The organism is Aequorivita vladivostokensis (assembly GCF_000952855.1).
Lineage (GTDB): Bacteria > Bacteroidota > Bacteroidia > Flavobacteriales > Flavobacteriaceae > Aequorivita > Aequorivita vladivostokensis.
Genome location: NZ_JSVU01000015.1, coordinates 1 through 17,581, shown reverse-complemented (window position 1 = coordinate 17,581; position 17,581 = coordinate 1). Strand labels below are relative to the sequence as shown.

The following is a 17,581-nucleotide window of genomic DNA, read 5'->3' as shown; positions in this document are numbered from 1 at the left end:
CGACGAGGGAGGCACGACTGAGAGGAATGCATAAAAAAGGAAAAACACCTCCCTCCCATTAGGGAAAACCGTAACAGCCTACATTTTAACCGGGGAGAATATCAAATATAAATCATTTTGCTTTAGACTTTAAGATATAGTCCAACCATCCAACAATCCAATTATCTAATTGCTGATTGTTCATTGCTAATTGATAATTGTTTATTGTTCATTGAAAACCAGGGAGAATACCAAATATAAAGTTTTTTAATAAATACAACCGCTATCTATTTCATTTTTAGCAACGCTTTGCATATTTCTTGTTGAGGTTTCGGAGTGCTTTCCTGTCCACCAAAACCAGAGCTGGCTACGGAGCGAAAACTCTTCTGGCGTATAGGTGATGTTATGCCTTCGCTCTTTATTTTCTTCTCACAATGTTTGGTGTTACCTAATTAATATTTCTGAAATTCTTTTCCACTCCATACCACTTAATGATGAATTGGAAGGCTTCAATCCATCCCAATCAGAATTAGTCAAACTATTAACTCTACTTCTCAAGCTCTTATATGAATACTCATTTAGGTTTTTATCCAAAATGTTTTGAAGAGAAAAAGATAATGCTCTTGGAGCACCAATCATTCTAAAAGCTAAAGCGTTTTCATTGTCAACACCAAAATAAACCAATGATGGTATGTGTGAATCTTTAATATCCTCATTGCCCCTTACGATTCCTTCCAATGCACTTAAGCCCCAAGAAGTTTTAAAACGTATATCATTCATCTTTTTTACAAATTCAGTCATATTTTTTTCGGAAATATCTTCATCTGTACTTCGAGAATATGCAGGATGCAAATCCGATATACTCCCAAGCTTTTGACCTTTTACCCAATTAATAATGATTTTTGCATAAAGCTCCGCGTTAAAAGGAGTGTTACTAGATTCTATTCCCAATTTTGTTTCTCGTAATGCTGCTATAACTCTTATTTTTTCAGCAAGATTACCGGGATTCTGGTTATTAAATAATTGTTCTTTTGACCAAGAATTTAAATCATTAATATTAGGATTTTGAGACGCAGCTGTCATAATTCTTAAAACCGAAGGAACAGAGAATCCCGTCTTATCTGCAAAAGTTAATGCACCACCCTGCCTTTGATACTTTGATTGAATATGTAAATATATTGACTTACAAATTGAGATGAATTTTTCCTTTTTCTCGGGTGTATCTAATAAATAATACTCTAACGAGTCTTTGAACAAATCCTCTATTTCGGAAACAAAGTATTCATTTTCACCAACAGTTAGTAAATGCACAAAATATTGAATTAATGGAGAAAGGGAGTCTGGATAGTCTCTGAATAATTCTTTTAAGCCATCAATCTCTTTTAACTTCTGTTCAATTATATCAGCATTTTCAAAAAGTTCCGCTAAAACACTTGTTAACTCATTGGCACTTTTGTTTATTAAACTTTTTGCACTTTTTATATTTACATCACTATTAAAAGGAAGAATAATCTTTCCGTAATTATCAACTAATGTTCTGCCTGCTCTACCAGCTATATTCCAAAAATCATTAGTATCAAGCTTATTATCACCTTTTCTAAAATCATCAAAGAAAACAGTTGAAACCGGAAAGTTTACACCTTCTGCTATAGTTGTGGTTGCACAAACAAATTTTATTTGCTTTTCCCTAATTAAATGTTCGATCAATAATTTTGTTTCATCTGACATTCCTGAATGATGAGTAACAATTCCCTTTTCAATAACTTTTGATAAGGTAGTCTGTCTACCTACTTCATCTTCAATGAATTTCTTGACAAGTTTAACATCATCATTAGGGGTGTAAAGATTCACTTTATTATAAATAAATTTGGCTCTATTATTGGCTGTAGTTTTCCCCCAACACAGCAATAAGATTGTTTTTTCCTCCTCTGAAAAATGTTTAATAGAGAATTCAAGAATCTTGTCTTTTGAACCCGTACTTTCTAGTTCATAAGGATTTTTAATAATTGTTTTTCCGATTGGTTGATTAGATTCATAAGGAGAAGGTAGCACTTCTATGTGAATTTCATTTTTTGTTCGTTTCGGAGTAATGTGGGTATTAATTCCCAACATTAGCTTTTCAGAAGGTTTCCAATCTATAGCAATGGAATTACCTCCACCGAGCCATTCTGTAATTATCGTATCCGCATTTTTAATAAATGGAGATAACAGCATGTATTTGGCGTTTGGTCTTTCTCTTCTTAATATGGCTAATAATAATTCCAATTTAGCCCCACGTTCTCCATTCTGAATTGTGTGTGCTTCGTCAAGAATAAACATAGAAACATCATCTACCGAAGGATGCTTTCTTCTAATTAATAAATCAAGCTTTTCAGGAGTAGAAACAAGAACATCTATTTTATCATCTCCACTTAAAAATGAATCCTCCGTTGGGTCTATTTCTATTGCTGACGATGTTTTCTCAATTACAAAATCAAGCTGTTCTAAATCCGTTTTTAAATCGAAATAAATCTGATTAACCAATGCTCTTGAAGGCACTATGTAAACTATTTTCGCATCTGCTCTTAATGCTTTTGTTACAATTATATTAAACTCAGCCAAAAGCGTTTTCCCAGCACTCGTAGGCATTTGTAGTACTGTAACATTAGAAGCAACATCTAACAAATTTTCTGACAATGCTTCTCTTTGGGAAGGTAAAAGCTCTAAAATACCTAATTCCGCTTTCCTTTTACAAAGGAGTTTAATCTTGTCATTGAATTTAGTTTGAGTCCAAATGGCATTTTTATACATTGTGTTTAATCCAAACTCAAAAAGTTGAAACACACTCTGTAGCCTTGGTTCACCTTTGACCAATTTCTTTGCTATATCTAAATGTTGTCTGATAACCGCATCTAATCGCTCTTTATAATCATATCCTTTCTGCAGATAGGAAGCGGTTTCTACAACTGCTTTCGATATATGATATAAGGAGAGTAATATATATGCTTCTTGGACTTCATTTGCGGTAGAAAACTGTTTTAAGTATCTTTCTTCATAAATTTGTTGTTCTTGCTTTAAGGTCTCGATTACAGCTAAAGCTCTTTCAATATCTGAGAAACCATTTTGCTTACGGACCAACAGAATATAGGCCTCAAATGCCTTATTAAGTAGTTTATATTTCCAATTTGAATTTTCCTCTGTAACAGGATTGTACTCTATCAAATCTACCCTGATACTTATTTGTTTATCCGCTTTTAATGCAACATTTGCCAAATAAAAGTAATAAAGTGTTTTAGAATTAACTCCTTCTATTCCAAATACCTCTTCAAACAAAGAAGTGCCATTTTTGGAATTTATGTTAATGGATTTCAAAAGTTTGTAAGCAATGGCTTTATCAAAATCTCCTTCACCTTCTGAAAAAATAGAGTTAATCAAAAAGAATGAGAGACGAAGTACTTCCCCATCATTTATATCAGAAGAATGAGGGAGTTTGAGTTGACCCAATATATATCTTTTCTCACTTTCATTGAGAAGTGATATAATGGATTCTTTTTGCAATATGGTATTTATAATATTGCTCATATTAGTCGGCTATCAACTCTTGTACTTTTGCATAAAATAAATCAACTGTATCTTTTATTGTTTTGTCACTGAAAGAAAGAATCGAAAAATGAACCTTCCCTGGTTCAAAGTCACTCTGATTTGTTTTTATTTTGCCAAAATCAGAGCTTTCATTAACGCAAGTGTGGTCTCTGACTAATGTACAACCATAAGTTATACTGTAATTATCGGTCAATTGATGTTCAATGCTAATTATCGCAAAGCCCAAAATTTCAGCATCTTTAGCATTTAACCTACGGGCATAATCGGACAATCTTTGCACAACTATCGGAGTTCCATTCTTATGATTAAGTTGCGTGTTATAGATTGAATCATTAGTGGAATCTACAACGGGAGGGGGAGACTTTTTGTCAGCAGATACTTTTGCTTCGCTCAATAAAATTTCGACCTGCGTATCTCCAATTTTTCTATATCCTATAGCATCAAGACCTCTGCCCGGCAATTCTGCCCGCTCTCTAAATGTGATGTTTTTAATCGGAATAACAAATCGCTCACCGTCAGGAAGTTTTTCTTCAAAATAATAGGTCATTAATAATTCACCCAAATCACTTCGATAAATGTCATTTAGCACTTTTGGCTCTAACCCTTGTTCTCTTTTTTTATCTATAGGAATGGTATTTTTTGTAATGATTTGTTTTAATGCATCTGTACCGAATCCAAGGTTCTGATATAGTACTTGTTCATTAATGCTTCTGAAATCAAACTGTGTTTGAGCGCGCTGTTTCAAATACATCTCAGCAAACTTGTTGATAAAAGAATCAATGACTGGAATGTCGATTTTCAAATGTTTATGCATACGCTACAAATCAATTACAAAAGTACTTTAAATTACTCTTAATAGTTATCTCAATTTTGCAGATATTCTTCCTCTCTAAGTTATTGGCGTTTTTGCAGAAAAATGGATACCCTATTTATTCATAATGTCCTTAGCATTTATGTATTAATAACTTTAAATGTAAAGCAATACATATTTTTTATGAAAATATCTGTGAAACTTTCATTTACTCACCTTCACATTCAGCTTCGGGTGACATTATCACTTCTTCGCAAAAGCTATGGAGGGTAAAGGGGAAAACACCAAATATAAAATTTTTTATCACGTATAACTGCTATCTATTTCATTTTTAGAAAATACCCAAAAAAAAGCCGCTCAAAGTGGCTTATATTGGTTCAGTATTCAAAAATTATGGGATGGGTCAACGGTTATTGTGATTGGTTACAGATCATTTTCGCGATTAGACATTTTTTGACAAGTCAATTATTGCCGCTTTTAAAACTTGCCAAGAAATTTTAGCGGTTTCAATGTCTGGATTAAAACGTGAAGCCATTTATTCGTAAGGATGGATGTAGTTTCTAAAATCTCTTCAATAATGACTGTATTTTTTGACATCTAATCCAATTAAACCCAGATTATGTGAAACATCAATAAAATTTGATAAGGACCAGTCATTAAATGGTAATACTCTTTGAGTTGTCCTATTTTTAGGACTAATATCGCACTGATTAAATTCTCTCATTTTATTGGAAGCAATCCCTAAAAAAATTCCTTCTAAAATACTTCCACATAAAATAATACAAGATAAAGCTGACCTCGATCTTATTGAGTTTTGAACTTCAGTTATTCTTTGGTTTAATATATCAATTACAGAAAAATCAATTTTCAACGTTTCCAATGAAATTACTTCAAATTCTTTGCTTAAAAAACCTTCAATTGTTTCTTCTTTTCTATTAGATTGGCTTTTTACTCCAAGAAGATTATTAGCTATTATTAAAGCTTTTTCTTTTAGGGATTGCTCATTTCCCGATAATGCTCCACCTTGCAAAGTTCTCTCTGTATCCCAAACTTCCAATAATTCTAATATCAGTTTTCCTACCGTTTGATTATCTTCAATATCCCAAAATGCTCTAAGTCTTTTAGCTTTAGAATCTCAATATATGGAATACTTCGAAGTATAGATATCGAGTTTAAAAGTATTAAATATAAACTGTTGGAATTTGAAATTTGAAAAATCCAAGACATAGCCGCCTTGCATATTAAAGATTTTTTCGAGAATCAGTTTTTCAGTTTCTTTTAATTTTGCCATATGACTATTTAAGGGAGCGAGTTTGCATTAGTTGGTAACATTTAAATATATAACATTAAGAGAATTATATATATCACAAATACGTGCAGCCCTATTATAAATTCAAATATAAAATAAGATTAGAATCCTTTTTTTTGAAAAATTAGAAGGAAATTTTATTTTTTGTTTTGATTTTCATAAGCATTCTTAACTAATGCGCCCTTTCTATTCTTATTGAATTTAAGAAGCTCATTTTCGGCCTCTACCAATTTGAAAAAATCGGAAAGGGAAATTTCTAGAAAATCACATATTGCAAACAATTTACTGCAGGTCACATTATGGTCAGCAGATGTATATCTTTCTAATCCTAAACTTTTGCCTATTTCACTATAATAGTCATTATTTAATTTTAAAAGTACCTTTGAACCTTTTTCTTTATAAAGTTTACTCAAGACAATGGTAATTGCCTCAGTCAGTTCAGGTATTTTAATTTGCTTTCCCATTAAAACAAATGGAACAATAAAAAATAAGTCGTACAATTACACATGTGTAAACAGATTTTTATTATATTTGTGTTATTAACATATATTTGCGATTCTTCTAAGAGCAAAATATTAGAAGCTTTCGCTTTGAATCTCGGTCAGAAAACTGGTAATTTTATGCAACGAGACGATAAGCAGATTGCTCACGACCCGGGCGTGGGCTCTCTTATTGTTGCACGGTATACCAGTACCTCTGGCCAATAAGTTGAGTTCCGCGCCCTTTTGTATGGGGCTTGGTCGCTATTTCTTCCCTCAACTTTCTTTCAAGGCAACTGTTTCTTCAACCAAGAAGCTTCGCAACTAATTTGTAACCAAAAAGATTTTGCTTATGAATATAAGGATGGTGAATTGAAGCTATAACCATTCCCCCTTTGAAGGGGGCTAGGGGGATGTACCCTTTGAAGAGCCTGTCCCGAGCTTGTCGAGGGAGGGCTAGGGGGATGTAATCCTCAACGCTTCACACTTCACAACCAAAAATGCTTAAAGCCTAAAGCTTACGGCCTAAGGCTTTAAATAAACTTATGAATAATAAGGATAGTGAATTGAAGCTATAAACCAGTCCCCCCTTCGAAGGGGGCTAGGGGGATGTAACGTCTCACGCTTCACACTTCACCCCTCACCACCAAAAAAAAAGCCCGCTCCCAGTTTTCGACGACCGTTGGAGCAGGCCAATAGTTTAAAATAGTAACCAATTAAACCAATGCAAAATTATGAAAAATAAGTACAGGCGAAGCTATGCCTATGCACTATCTTTTGCCCTTTTCCTAACCTACAACTCCCCTATTTTTTCTCAGAACCAGCCACAAAAAACCATTAGTGGCATTATTACCGATGCCGAGGGCCCACTAAGTGGCGTGAACGTCTTGGTAAAGAACAGCGCCCGGGGTAGCATGAGCGATGTGGAGGGGCGGTACTCCGTTAGTGCCTCTGCAAACGATACGTTAGTGTTTACCTATGTGGGCTATAAAACCCAGGAAGTTGCAGTTGGCAGTGGTAGTATTCTAAATGTTATGATGCAGGTTGATGCCCAGGCCTTGGATGCTGTGGTTATCAATGCGGGATACTATAAAGTTTCTGACAGGGAGAAAACAGGAAGTATCGCGCGCATTACCGCTGCAGAAATTGAGAACCAGCCTGTCTCCAACCCGCTTGCTGCTATGCAGGGCAGGATGACGGGAGTAAACATTGTGCAAACCACCGGACTTGCAAGCGGGGGTTACGAAGTACGCATTAGGGGGCAAAACAGCATTGCAGCAGGAAATGATCCCCTTTACATCATTGATGGAATTCCCTACGATTCCCAATCTATGGGTTTCTCTACTGTAGGTGCCACAACCATTCCCGGCGGGAACATAAGTCCTTTAAGCCTTTTAAATCCGCAGGACATTGCAAGTATTGAAGTGCTAAAAGATGCCGATGCTACCGCAATCTACGGTTCACGTGGCGCCAATGGAGTGATCCTGATAACAACCAAAAAAGGAAAAGATGGTAAGACCGCCTTCAATTTAAATACGTATACAGGTATGGCACAGGTGGCTAATACTATAAATTATATGAAAACAGACCAGTACTTAAAAATGCGAAGGGAAGCTTTTGCCAATGACGGTTTTAACGAATATCCCGAAGATGCCTATGACGTAAACGGCACCTGGGACCCCAACCGATATACCGATTGGCAAAAAGAACTCATCGGTGGAACTGCCTACTTAACAAATGTTCAGGCAACTGTTTCGGGAGGAAATGGGAACACCCGTTTTCTTTTAAGTGGTGGCTATCACAAAGAAACTACGGTATTTCCAAAGGATTTTAACTATAAAAGACTTTCGGTACACGCCAATCTAGACCATACAAGCATCGACGACAAATTTCAGCTCTACTTTTCAGCAAATTATGCTGTGGAGCAAAACCACCTTCCGGGAATGGACCTAACCCAGCTAACACGGTTCTTAGCACCCAATGCCCCCCAACTGTACGATTCAGAAGGTAACCTGAATTTTGAGAACGGCACTTTCGCCAATCCGCTGGCTGAATTGGAGGGAAAATATCTAACCGATAGAAAGAATCTCATTACCAACGCACGACTCTCCTATAGGGTATTTCCCGAGCTTACTTTAATAACGAGTATGGGTTATACCACAACTGGGCTAGCTGAGTCGCGCACCAGCCCAAATACCAAGTACGATCCATCCTATGGAATAAGCAGTAGCTACTCCTCCATATACAACAATAGGGCACAAAAGGAATCTTGGTTGGTTGAACCCCAAATAAAGTGGAATAAAGTCATCGGGAATTCTTCTTTGGATGTGCTAGTGGGCGCTAGCTATCAAAAACAAACCGATGATGTGCTATCGCATTTCGCGAGAGGCTTTGCAAACAATAGCCTTATTTATAATTTGGCCGCGGCCAATACACTTAGCGTCAATCGGGATGCCCTGTCGGAATATAAATACCAAGCTTTTTTTGGACGCATAAATTACACCCTGGCCAATAAATACATCCTAAATCTTACGGGACGAAGGGATGGTTCTAGCCGCTTCGGCGACGGGAAACGGTTTGCCAACTTTGGGGCCGTTGGAGCTGCTTGGCTATTTTCAGAGGAGGCGTTTATCAAAAAAAACGCTTCATTTTTAAGTTTAGGAAAACTTCGCGCCAGCTATGGCATAACGGGGAACGACCAAATAGGCAACTACCAATATTTGGAAACCTATAGTGCCACAGGAACGCTTTATGATGGTGTGAGCGGCCTTCAACCAACACGGATCTTTAATCCAGATTTTGGATGGGAAACAAACAAAAAGTTTAGTGGGGGGCTTGACCTTGGATTTTTTAGGGATCGGATAAATCTTGTTTTTGAATATTACAATAACCGATCTTCCAACCAATTGGTGGGTCTCCCCCTGCCCGGCACTACCGGGTTTCCATCAATACAAGCAAACTTAGGGGCTGTGGTAGAAAATAGTGGTCTTGAATTTAGCCTTAACACGCACACTGTTAAAACCAGGGACTGGAATTGGGATACTGGTATCAATCTGTCCGTACCAAAAAACAAACTTATTGCATTTCCGAATTTGGAAAATTCCACTTACGCCAATCAATATGTTGTGGGACAATCCTTGAATATCAAAAAACTGTACCATGTTACGGGTGTTGATCCCGAAACGGGAGTCTATCAATTTGAGGATTATAATGGGGATGGTGAAATTAGTGCCCCTGAGGATAGACAGTACATTGTGGATACCGCACCCAAATGGTACGGCGGTATAAATAATCGTATTTCCTATAAAAATCTGGAACTCAATTTCCTGTTTCAATTTACCAAGCGTGACGGCTACAACTATATATTGGGAAGTGCATCGCCTGGGGAAATGGCAAACCAACCCGACTTTGTTACGGATCAATGGCAAAACGAAGGGGATCAATCGCAGACCCAATTATTTACCGCGGGCTACAATTTTGACGCCCTAATTGCCCATTCAAGATATATGTTTAGTAATGCATCTATAACCGATGCCTCCTTTGTCCGGCTTCGCAATGCGTCCTTGACCTATAGCCTTCCGCAACGCAGGGAAGGAAGTATTGATTGTAAAATATCCTTACAGGGAGAAAACCTACTTCTATTTACAAAATTCAACAGTGGTGACCCAGAACAACTCACGGGGTTTTTACCTCCTTTGCGAAAGCTCACCATGGGCTTCCAACTAACATTATAAAACTAGCAACCGATGAAAAATATATTAAAAATTCTAAAGAAATATAGCGTGATGCCTGTCTTGAATATTTATACCCTTTTAATGGGTATCTGTCTTACAATAACCGCCTGTGATAGTTTTACCGAAGTAGATTTTCCACAATCAGAGTTAACATCCGCTGCGGTATTCAATGATGATGCTTCAGTACATGCAGCCTTTGCGAACATCTACTCCAAATTACGCGATAATGTGCTCATTACTGGACAGACGAACGGTTTACATGTTTTAATGGGTTTATATGCCGATGAACTTGACTATTACGGGGTGCCTGGGGAAGATGCAGAAACATTTTATCGGCATTCCATACTGGCATCCAATACAGAGGTGGCATCCATTTGGAATGATACCTATAACCTAGTGTACGCTACCAACAGTATATTGGAAGGTGTTCAGAATTCTAAGGAGCTTTCCGAAACGGAAAAGAATGCTTTTATGGGGGAAACCCTATTTATAAGGGCATACCTCCACTTTCACCTATTGCAGCTTTTTGGACCTGTGCCCTATATCACCACTACAGATTACAGAGTCAATAAAGACGTTAAACGCTTGCCCGAAAATGAGGTATATCCAATCTTGGTTCAAGATCTGCTGGATGCAAAAACTTTGCTGACAGGACAAGTAAGCAATAGTCGCACTAGACCCACAACACAAGCTGCAAACGCGCTACTAGCTCGGACTTATTTATACCAACAAAATTACACAGCTGCCTCGGCTGTTGCCTCTGAACTCATTAATGACGGTTCCTTAAACCTAGGAGATACAACCGAAATGGTATTTACAACAAACAGTACATCAACCATCTGGCAACTCAAGCCAGAAGCTGGAAACCCTACTTGGGAAGCCCTAACTTTTATTTTTGAAGAAACGCCAGCCTTTGTGGCGCTGAATCCAGAATTGGTTGCTTCCTTTGAAGCCCAGGACAGTAGAAGACCTCAATGGATTGGGGAGGTGGCCGTGGGAAATGAAACATATTTCTACCCCAATAAATATAAAACCCGAGAAGGAAGCGGGGATGAATATTCAATACTACTACGGTTGGCAGAACAGTTTTTAATCCGTGCCGAAGCCCGGCTGTACCTTGGCGACCTTTCTGGAGCAAAAGAAGATATAAACCGTATCAGAAGCCGCGCGGGTCTGGATCCAACTGTTGCAAATACCGTTGAATCTTTAAAATTAGCTTTAGAAAATGAACGCAGGCATGAGCTTTTCACCGAGCAGGGCCATCGATGGTTCGACCTAAAGCGTACGCAACGGGCAGCTGAGGTTATTGGTCCCATCAAGCCGAATTGGAAGGCTACGGACGTACTATTTCCTATCCCGGAAATGGAATTAAACCTCAACCCAAAGCTTGAACCACAAAACCCTGGATATTAATATGGCCATACAAAAAATGATTTGTGCACATACGCCTAGAATTAGCCAATTAGTTGTGGTCATTTTCTTGTTTGCGACAGTCTGCCCCAGTTTTGGGCAGGCTGTTGGCAAGAAAAGCATACCGCAAGAGGAATATTCCAAATGGAGCAATCTGTACGCTCCCATACTTTCCAATGACGGCCATTGGGCTGCCTGGAGGCTGAACTATCCTGGGATTACTGATACTTTGATGATACTAAACACCCGTAACAAGAAAGTCATGAAATATAAGGAGGCCGTAGAATATGAATTCAGTCCGAATTCCAAGTGGCTATATAGTTATCATTCCGATAGGACGCTGCAATTAATAAATTTGGAGCGCAACGAAAGCAAGAACTTCCCTGATTTGGAGCTCTTCTATTTTTCTGATACTGGAGATTATGCCGGTGTCTTGGACGCGAACAACCGATTCTCACTTGTTGATCTTGAAACTGGAAAAACAACCCAATTGGAACATGTTAGCTGGTTCGAATTTTCACCAAATGGGAAATGGGCAGCAATTACTTTTGCCACAGGTGAAAAAAATTCGATCGTATTGATGGATGTCCAATCCCTTCAAAAAAGTGTTATCCTTAGCAATGATGACAGCACTTATTCCAGTATGGCCTGGAACGAAAAAAGTAGCCGCCTTGCTTTTATGGAAACTAAAGTGGATACTACCGGCAACACTCCTAGAACCTTACTACATGAATTTCAAAATGGGAGCCTCCCTAAACTACTGACCCTGCACCCTCCCTCTCAAAAAGGATTTCCTATGAATACCTATATGGAAGGAGGAAGTAAAATCTTTTATGCGGCAGATGGGGAGCGGCTGTTTTTTTATGTGCGCCCAAAAAGTTATTTGGAACGTAATATCGATACCTTAAAAAACAAGGTGCAGGTTTGGAAGGGGGACGACCCGTGGATCGTACCACAACAATTGCGGTTCAATGATCCTGCGATGGGGCCTTGGCTAATGCAGTGGAAGCCGGAGCAAAAAGAGGTTTTGCAGATTGCCACTGAAAAATTGCCAACCGCCTATCTTTTGCCCAATGAGCATTATGCACTTCTTTTTGACAAGAAGCAATATGAACCACAGTTCAAATATGAAGGGGATGCCGATTTTTATGTGATGGATCTGAATACGAAAGATAAAAAACGTATGGTCGAAAAACATACTATTGATTTTAAAAACAAATACCCTTCACCCAACGGAAAGCACATTGCTTACTATAAAAATAGAAAGTGGTGGGTGTACACTATACCAATGGATAGCCATACAGACGTATCAGCTAATATCCCTTTTGATTTGGATACCACAGACCACCCTTCATCAAATGCCGTTTGGCCCTATGGTTTCGCGGGTTGGAGCCCAGATAATAAATGGGTTTATATTTATGACGAATTTGATATTTGGAAAGTTTCTGTTGACGGAAGAGAATTTCATCGTATAACCAATGGGCGCGAGGATAAAACAGTATTTAGGGTTTATAGAAAGCAATATGAAGAATTCCCTTTTCAGCGGTTTGAGAGATTTACGCTGGATATATTGGATACAGAAAAAGACATCCTTTTGGAAGCCAATGGCCCAAAACACTCGGGCTACTATAACTGGAATTCAAAAAAAGGCATTACTCCCCTATTTACCATAGCGACCAAGGTTGATAACCTTAAACAGGCAAAGGAAGCAGGAAGTTATATTGTACAGGAAGAATCGTTTGACATCCCTAGAAGGATCTATTTTCTGGAAGATGGAAAGGAATCCCTGTTATATGAAAGCAACCTACAATACAAGGACTTTGTGAGTCCGAGGCAGGAGCTTATCAGCTATAAAAGTTTTGATGGCCGGGATTTACAGGGCATACTCATGTATCCCGACTGTTATGTGGAGGGTGAACAATATCCAATGATAGTCCATATCTATGAGCGTCTGTCGGACAGGTTCTATAACTATATAACCCCAACGCTGAACAATGGGGACGGGTTTAACCCAAAGGTTTACACGGGACAGGGTTATTTTGTGCTTTATCCCGATATAGTCTATAAGTTGGGCGATCCCGGAATATCAGCGCTGCAATGTGTAAAAGCTGCGGTGGAACGTGTTTTAAAAACTCGAATGGTGGATAAGGACCGAATGGCGCTGCAGGGACATTCCTTTGGGGGCTACGAAGCAGCCTTTATTGCGACGCAGACGAATATGTTTGCAGCGATCGTCTCTGGGGCGGGAGTAACGGATTTTCGGAGCTTCTACCTTACGGTAGGTGGGTACGATGGCCGGCCAGACAGTTGGTGGTTTGAAGAACACCAATGGCGTATGGGAACTTCCTATTTTGATGCCCCTGAAGCCTATAAAAGAAATTCGCCCATGGACCATGTACAGCAAGTAAACACACCCATATTACTTTGGTCTGGTGCCGATGATGTACATATCGATGTGCGACAGAATATTGAATTCTATCTAGCCTTACGTAGGTTAGGCAAGGATGTTACTTTTTTAAACTATCCCAATGAAACCCATGCCATTCAAAATTCCAAAAATCAAAAAGATCTTACAAATAGGATTTCAAAGTGGTTGGCCAGGTACTTAAAGCCATAATTGGAAATGGCGCCCAAAAGGCGCCATTTCTTCTTTAAAAACTGTTTTAATTAAAAAACAGCGGTCGGTCACAGCCTGTGGAACCATCCATTGCCCATACAAGATTACCTCCTGATGTACACTGGATACTACCCGAACTATTACATTGGATAGATTTTTTACAAGGTTGTGTACTATGTACATACCCCTGTTCCAAAACCAAATTCCCAGAATTGGTCTTTTGGCTCGCAAAAGCTGCGGTTACGGCAAAGGCTACTGCCAATAGTGGCAATGCCCATTTGAATTTTAAACTTTTCATATTTTTAAAATTTAAATTTATACTATGATCTACTTTCTTCTACAGGTGTTCGATCTATTTCCTGATACAGGCCTGTATGTCTTTAAAATTTAATATCATTTAAAATAGGTTTCGTTGAGTTGATAGCTTACAAGGTAATCTCCCATAAGCGTTAGCAGTTGGTTATTGTTGACGGCAAAGCGAGAAACCTTTTCCCCTTTATAATTATAGATGTAAAAGCTAAACGCATACCTATTTTTGGAAATAGTATAAACGTCCATAATAGTAGCCTGCTGCAAAACTTTAGCTTCTTCATATTTACCCAGCCTGTCTGAAACAATGAATAAATAATCTCCAGCTATGGCAGCCTGCTGATTTACGATAGTGGCATTGCCCTTTAATTTGTTCTCGTTGGTACTAGCATTGTGTATTATGTCAAGTTGTGCTTTAGAAATGGTATCGATTGTATTTCCCACATAATCTAGATTCAGATATTTATCAAATACAACAAACTGATTGCGATAGTAATAGACATAAATAATTCTTCCAAAATTAGAGTCGTACAGTAGTTGGCCATCGGTAGCAAAGATGGAATTCGCTTCTGTTTGTAATAGCGCGTTATTAATTTTCAAGCTATCCTCAGTAGGGGAAAATGAGGCTATAACATTTTGTTTTGACCTGCCATCAATAGTTCTCATTACAAATTGGGTTGTATCCAATGAAACTATTTGTGAAAAATAAAATTGGCTTTGCATCAAAGTCCTTGCCTTCCAAGAAGTAATATTTCCTTGTAAAATTATTGGTATAGTACCATCGCTCACATAAAAATTAGGAGGTTTAATTTCTATTTGAATGTTTGTATAGGGAAGGTCCATTTTATCCAATTGGATCCTATAGTTGTTTTCTGCCTTTAATGCTGTGGATAGCTCCATTACGTTCAAAGGGGCGGTCACATTCCACAAATAGATTAAACTATCTGTAAGCCCGGCGATGTAAAACGAATTGTATTCTAAGTCAACTGCATTTTTCAGTTTTATGGGATGTGGAATATACCTCCGCTGAAACGCATTGTTGCGATGCATCTTTTTTTCAGAAAAGACAAACAACAGCGTGACGACAGCAACACCAAAAATGGCAAGGACAGCAAGCAAAAGCAAGGTCTTTTTGTTATTCCTTCGCGCAGTAAAAAAGACCACCACCCCAGCCAGGATTATGAAAACAATATTAAAAATAAGGTGTTGCGTCCAACTCAATTTTTCGAGGACGCCTCCACAGGAGCATGGGATAAAATCGGAGAAATTAAGTATGATATAGATATAGGCCGTAAACATCACCATTAAGGTAAAGGCGGCATACAGGGCGGGGATTCTATATTTTGGAAGGGTCAATAAAACGGCAATAAGAATTTCCAGACCCGGCACCGCCCAGGCAATAAAACCAGCGTATGCACTAAGCAGGGGCGACTGTGCCAATTGTACCTCAAAGGTTTCAAAATCCAAGAGCTTGCTTACGGCAGCATACAAAAACAATAATACAAACAGATAGGAGACCGCACCTGCTGCATTCCGTCTTATGCTTTCTATATAAGGTACTGTAAAGCCCATAATTAAATAAATGCTTTGTTTTAACATTCATAAAATTAGGTGGTTACATACAGAAGTAAGAAATTTACACCTCCTATGTAGTAAGGAAAAACCGGAAATTTTTAAGGGAAATACCCTCAACTTAACAAAACATCAATTTCCAACGACTCTAGGATGGGCAGGTGATCCTCTTTCCATGGTGATTAGGTTTTAATCACGCTAGGAAGTAGGTTTACGAGATTACTTTACCCGCATCCCCCCGCTGCCGCGCGATTCCATCGCGTGTGCCGCAACAGTATGTCCCATTCCCATTAGCACCTCGCGCGCTTTTGGAATGGGTGCTTCTTTATGGGTGTATTTGTCATGTATCTCCCTGCCTTTTGAAACTTGCAACGAATTATATTCGATATTCTCCGCGGTATTATCTATTACCAATGAGAAATTAACGATTAGCAATTTGATAAGTGGATATTAGCCTATAGCTTACAGCAAAAATTATTCTTCACGATTTAAAAGCCCTCCTTTAAAGGTTTTCCGTAATGGGCTGGGAATTGACAAATCCATCACCCCAATGATGGTTTTTAATTGACTAGAATACAGTTACTGTTGGAATTGGGTTTCATTACTTTCAGTTTCAGCTAAAAAGGCCACCCCAAACCCAATGCCCACGCAGCCAACAGAAAAAATAACATGAGTAAAATTAAGAGAAAACCCAACTTGTAAATAGTATTCTTTGGCCTTGAAACCCAAACTTCCTTTTTTGATTTAGGAATAAAGAGATGATATATTTCATCTATTATTGAGCGTAGCGATTTCATAATAATACCGCGAATATCTTAATTCCCATAAATTTAAATCTATTTTTTCAATTATCTTCAAACCCTTCTTGATTTATTCAACCAATATCCCATAGCCCTTTGGGAAAGCCCGTAGATGAAAATAATCTACTGTATTTTAACATATACCACATATTATGGTGAAACCTGTACAGATGGTGACTGAAGTCCCACTTCCACTGCACACGGGGAGAGAGAGGGATGCCCTTCAACCGCGCTCCGTGTATCCAGCGCTGGATGATACATATCAATCTATGTAATTCAGCTACCTATTTCTATTCTTTCCCTTAAATAAGCTAGGTGGAAAAGCTTGGGAAAATGCACACGCAGAATCCCTAAATGGAATATTAAATAATATATTAAACCTTGAGAATATCAATATATCCTTCAAAACGGCTGATAAAATGCTAGCTAGATGGATCTATTTAAATAATAATGAAAGGCCACATGGTTCATTAAATAAAATGAAACCAACAGAATTTGAAACTTATTTTGATAGCCTAACCCAACAGCATAAACCAAAATACAAGATAAATTATTAAAATAAACCGTCAACCTTATTTAGTACTCTACAAACCTGAAACCTGAAACCTGAAACCTGAAACCTAAAACCTACAACCATCAACCTGCAAACCACAAACCACAAACCACAAACCACAAACCACAAACTGTCGGGTACTGAAATAAGTTGACCGTTTTACGGAGTTTAAACCAACTTATTATTATGGCGAAAGTAGAAGATTTTAGCAATAAATCGTCCCAGCGTGTAAATCGTTATTTTAGCGAGAGCTTTAAGCGCAAAAAAGTAAGAGAGATTGAGAAGAACGTTTCTACCGTCCTGGAGGTCAGCAGGGAATATGAAGTTTCCACTACGGCAGTATACAAATGGCTCGATAAATACTCGCACAACCGCAAACGAGGCGTAAAACAAGTTGTAGAACTAATGAGCGATACCCGAAAAATA

General features: G+C 38.2%; 12 protein-coding genes and 1 pseudogene. 5 read left to right on the top strand and 8 right to left on the bottom strand.

The annotated features are described in order from the left end of the window. Positions 1–423: 423 nt before the first annotated feature. From MB09_RS14940 to MB09_RS14920, 5 genes are all read right to left on the bottom strand, one after another. Positions 424–3,516: a DEAD/DEAH box helicase gene (locus MB09_RS14940; RefSeq protein ID WP_165586720.1), complete on the bottom strand. Its 3,093-nt coding sequence runs from the start codon at positions 3,514–3,516 to the stop codon at positions 424–426. A 25-nt stretch (positions 3,517–3,541) separates the two neighbouring features. Beyond that, entirely contained in the window at positions 3,542–4,363 is an 822-nt protein-coding gene (locus tag MB09_RS14935) for a hypothetical protein (RefSeq protein WP_131459942.1), read from the bottom strand. Positions 4,364–4,943: 580 nt separating this feature from the next. Further along, positions 4,944–5,429: a hypothetical protein gene (locus MB09_RS14930; protein ID WP_131459940.1), complete on the bottom strand. Its 486-nt coding sequence runs from the start codon at positions 5,427–5,429 to the stop codon at positions 4,944–4,946. A 78-nt stretch (positions 5,430–5,507) separates the two neighbouring features. Next, complete coding sequence (locus tag MB09_RS16235) at positions 5,508–5,663, bottom strand: hypothetical protein (RefSeq protein WP_165586719.1); 156 nt, start codon at positions 5,661–5,663, stop codon at positions 5,508–5,510. Positions 5,664–5,818: 155 nt separating this feature from the next. Next, the gene (locus MB09_RS14920) at positions 5,819–6,145 is read right to left on the bottom strand and encodes a hypothetical protein (protein WP_045081725.1); all 327 of its coding nucleotides are present in this window, start codon (positions 6,143–6,145) and stop codon (positions 5,819–5,821) included. Between the two features lie 749 nt (positions 6,146–6,894). Between MB09_RS14920 and MB09_RS14915 the strand changes: the two genes are divergently transcribed. From MB09_RS14915 to MB09_RS14905, 3 genes are read left to right on the top strand one after another with little or no spacing between them, the layout of a single operon-like run. After that, positions 6,895–9,894, top strand: coding sequence for a SusC/RagA family TonB-linked outer membrane protein (locus MB09_RS14915; protein ID WP_045081724.1), 3,000 nt, complete (start codon positions 6,895–6,897; stop codon positions 9,892–9,894). A 12-nt stretch (positions 9,895–9,906) separates the two neighbouring features. Beyond that, the gene (locus tag MB09_RS14910) at positions 9,907–11,307 is read left to right on the top strand and encodes a RagB/SusD family nutrient uptake outer membrane protein (protein WP_240484851.1); all 1,401 of its coding nucleotides are present in this window, start codon (positions 9,907–9,909) and stop codon (positions 11,305–11,307) included. 1 nt (position 11,308) lies between these two features. Beyond that, a complete protein-coding gene (locus MB09_RS14905) occupies positions 11,309–13,921 on the top strand; it encodes a S9 family peptidase (protein ID WP_045081723.1) in 2,613 nt (870 codons plus the stop codon). A 46-nt stretch (positions 13,922–13,967) separates the two neighbouring features. Here the strand turns inward: MB09_RS14905 and MB09_RS14900 are convergent, their stop codons facing one another. The 3 genes from MB09_RS14900 to MB09_RS14890 form a co-directional block, all read right to left on the bottom strand. Next, positions 13,968–14,219, bottom strand: coding sequence for a DUF6520 family protein (locus tag MB09_RS14900; RefSeq protein WP_045081722.1), 252 nt, complete (start codon positions 14,217–14,219; stop codon positions 13,968–13,970). Between the two features lie 95 nt (positions 14,220–14,314). Continuing rightward, the gene (locus MB09_RS14895; RefSeq protein ID WP_084709159.1) at positions 14,315–15,829 is read right to left on the bottom strand and encodes a MauE/DoxX family redox-associated membrane protein; all 1,515 of its coding nucleotides are present in this window, start codon (positions 15,827–15,829) and stop codon (positions 14,315–14,317) included. Between the two features lie 192 nt (positions 15,830–16,021). Further along, positions 16,022–16,237, bottom strand: coding sequence for a hypothetical protein (locus tag MB09_RS14890; protein WP_045081721.1), 216 nt, complete (start codon positions 16,235–16,237; stop codon positions 16,022–16,024). Positions 16,238–16,928: 691 nt separating this feature from the next. Here MB09_RS14890 and MB09_RS16625 point away from each other — a divergent pair. Together MB09_RS16625 and MB09_RS14885 are read left to right on the top strand one after the other, a co-directional pair. Then, a pseudogene (locus MB09_RS16625) lies at positions 16,929–17,159 on the top strand (integrase core domain-containing protein); the annotation flags it as partial. 182 nt (positions 17,160–17,341) lie between these two features. Continuing rightward, the coding region (locus MB09_RS14885; protein ID WP_045080565.1) for a transposase at positions 17,342–17,581 on the top strand (240 nt) is incomplete at its 3' end.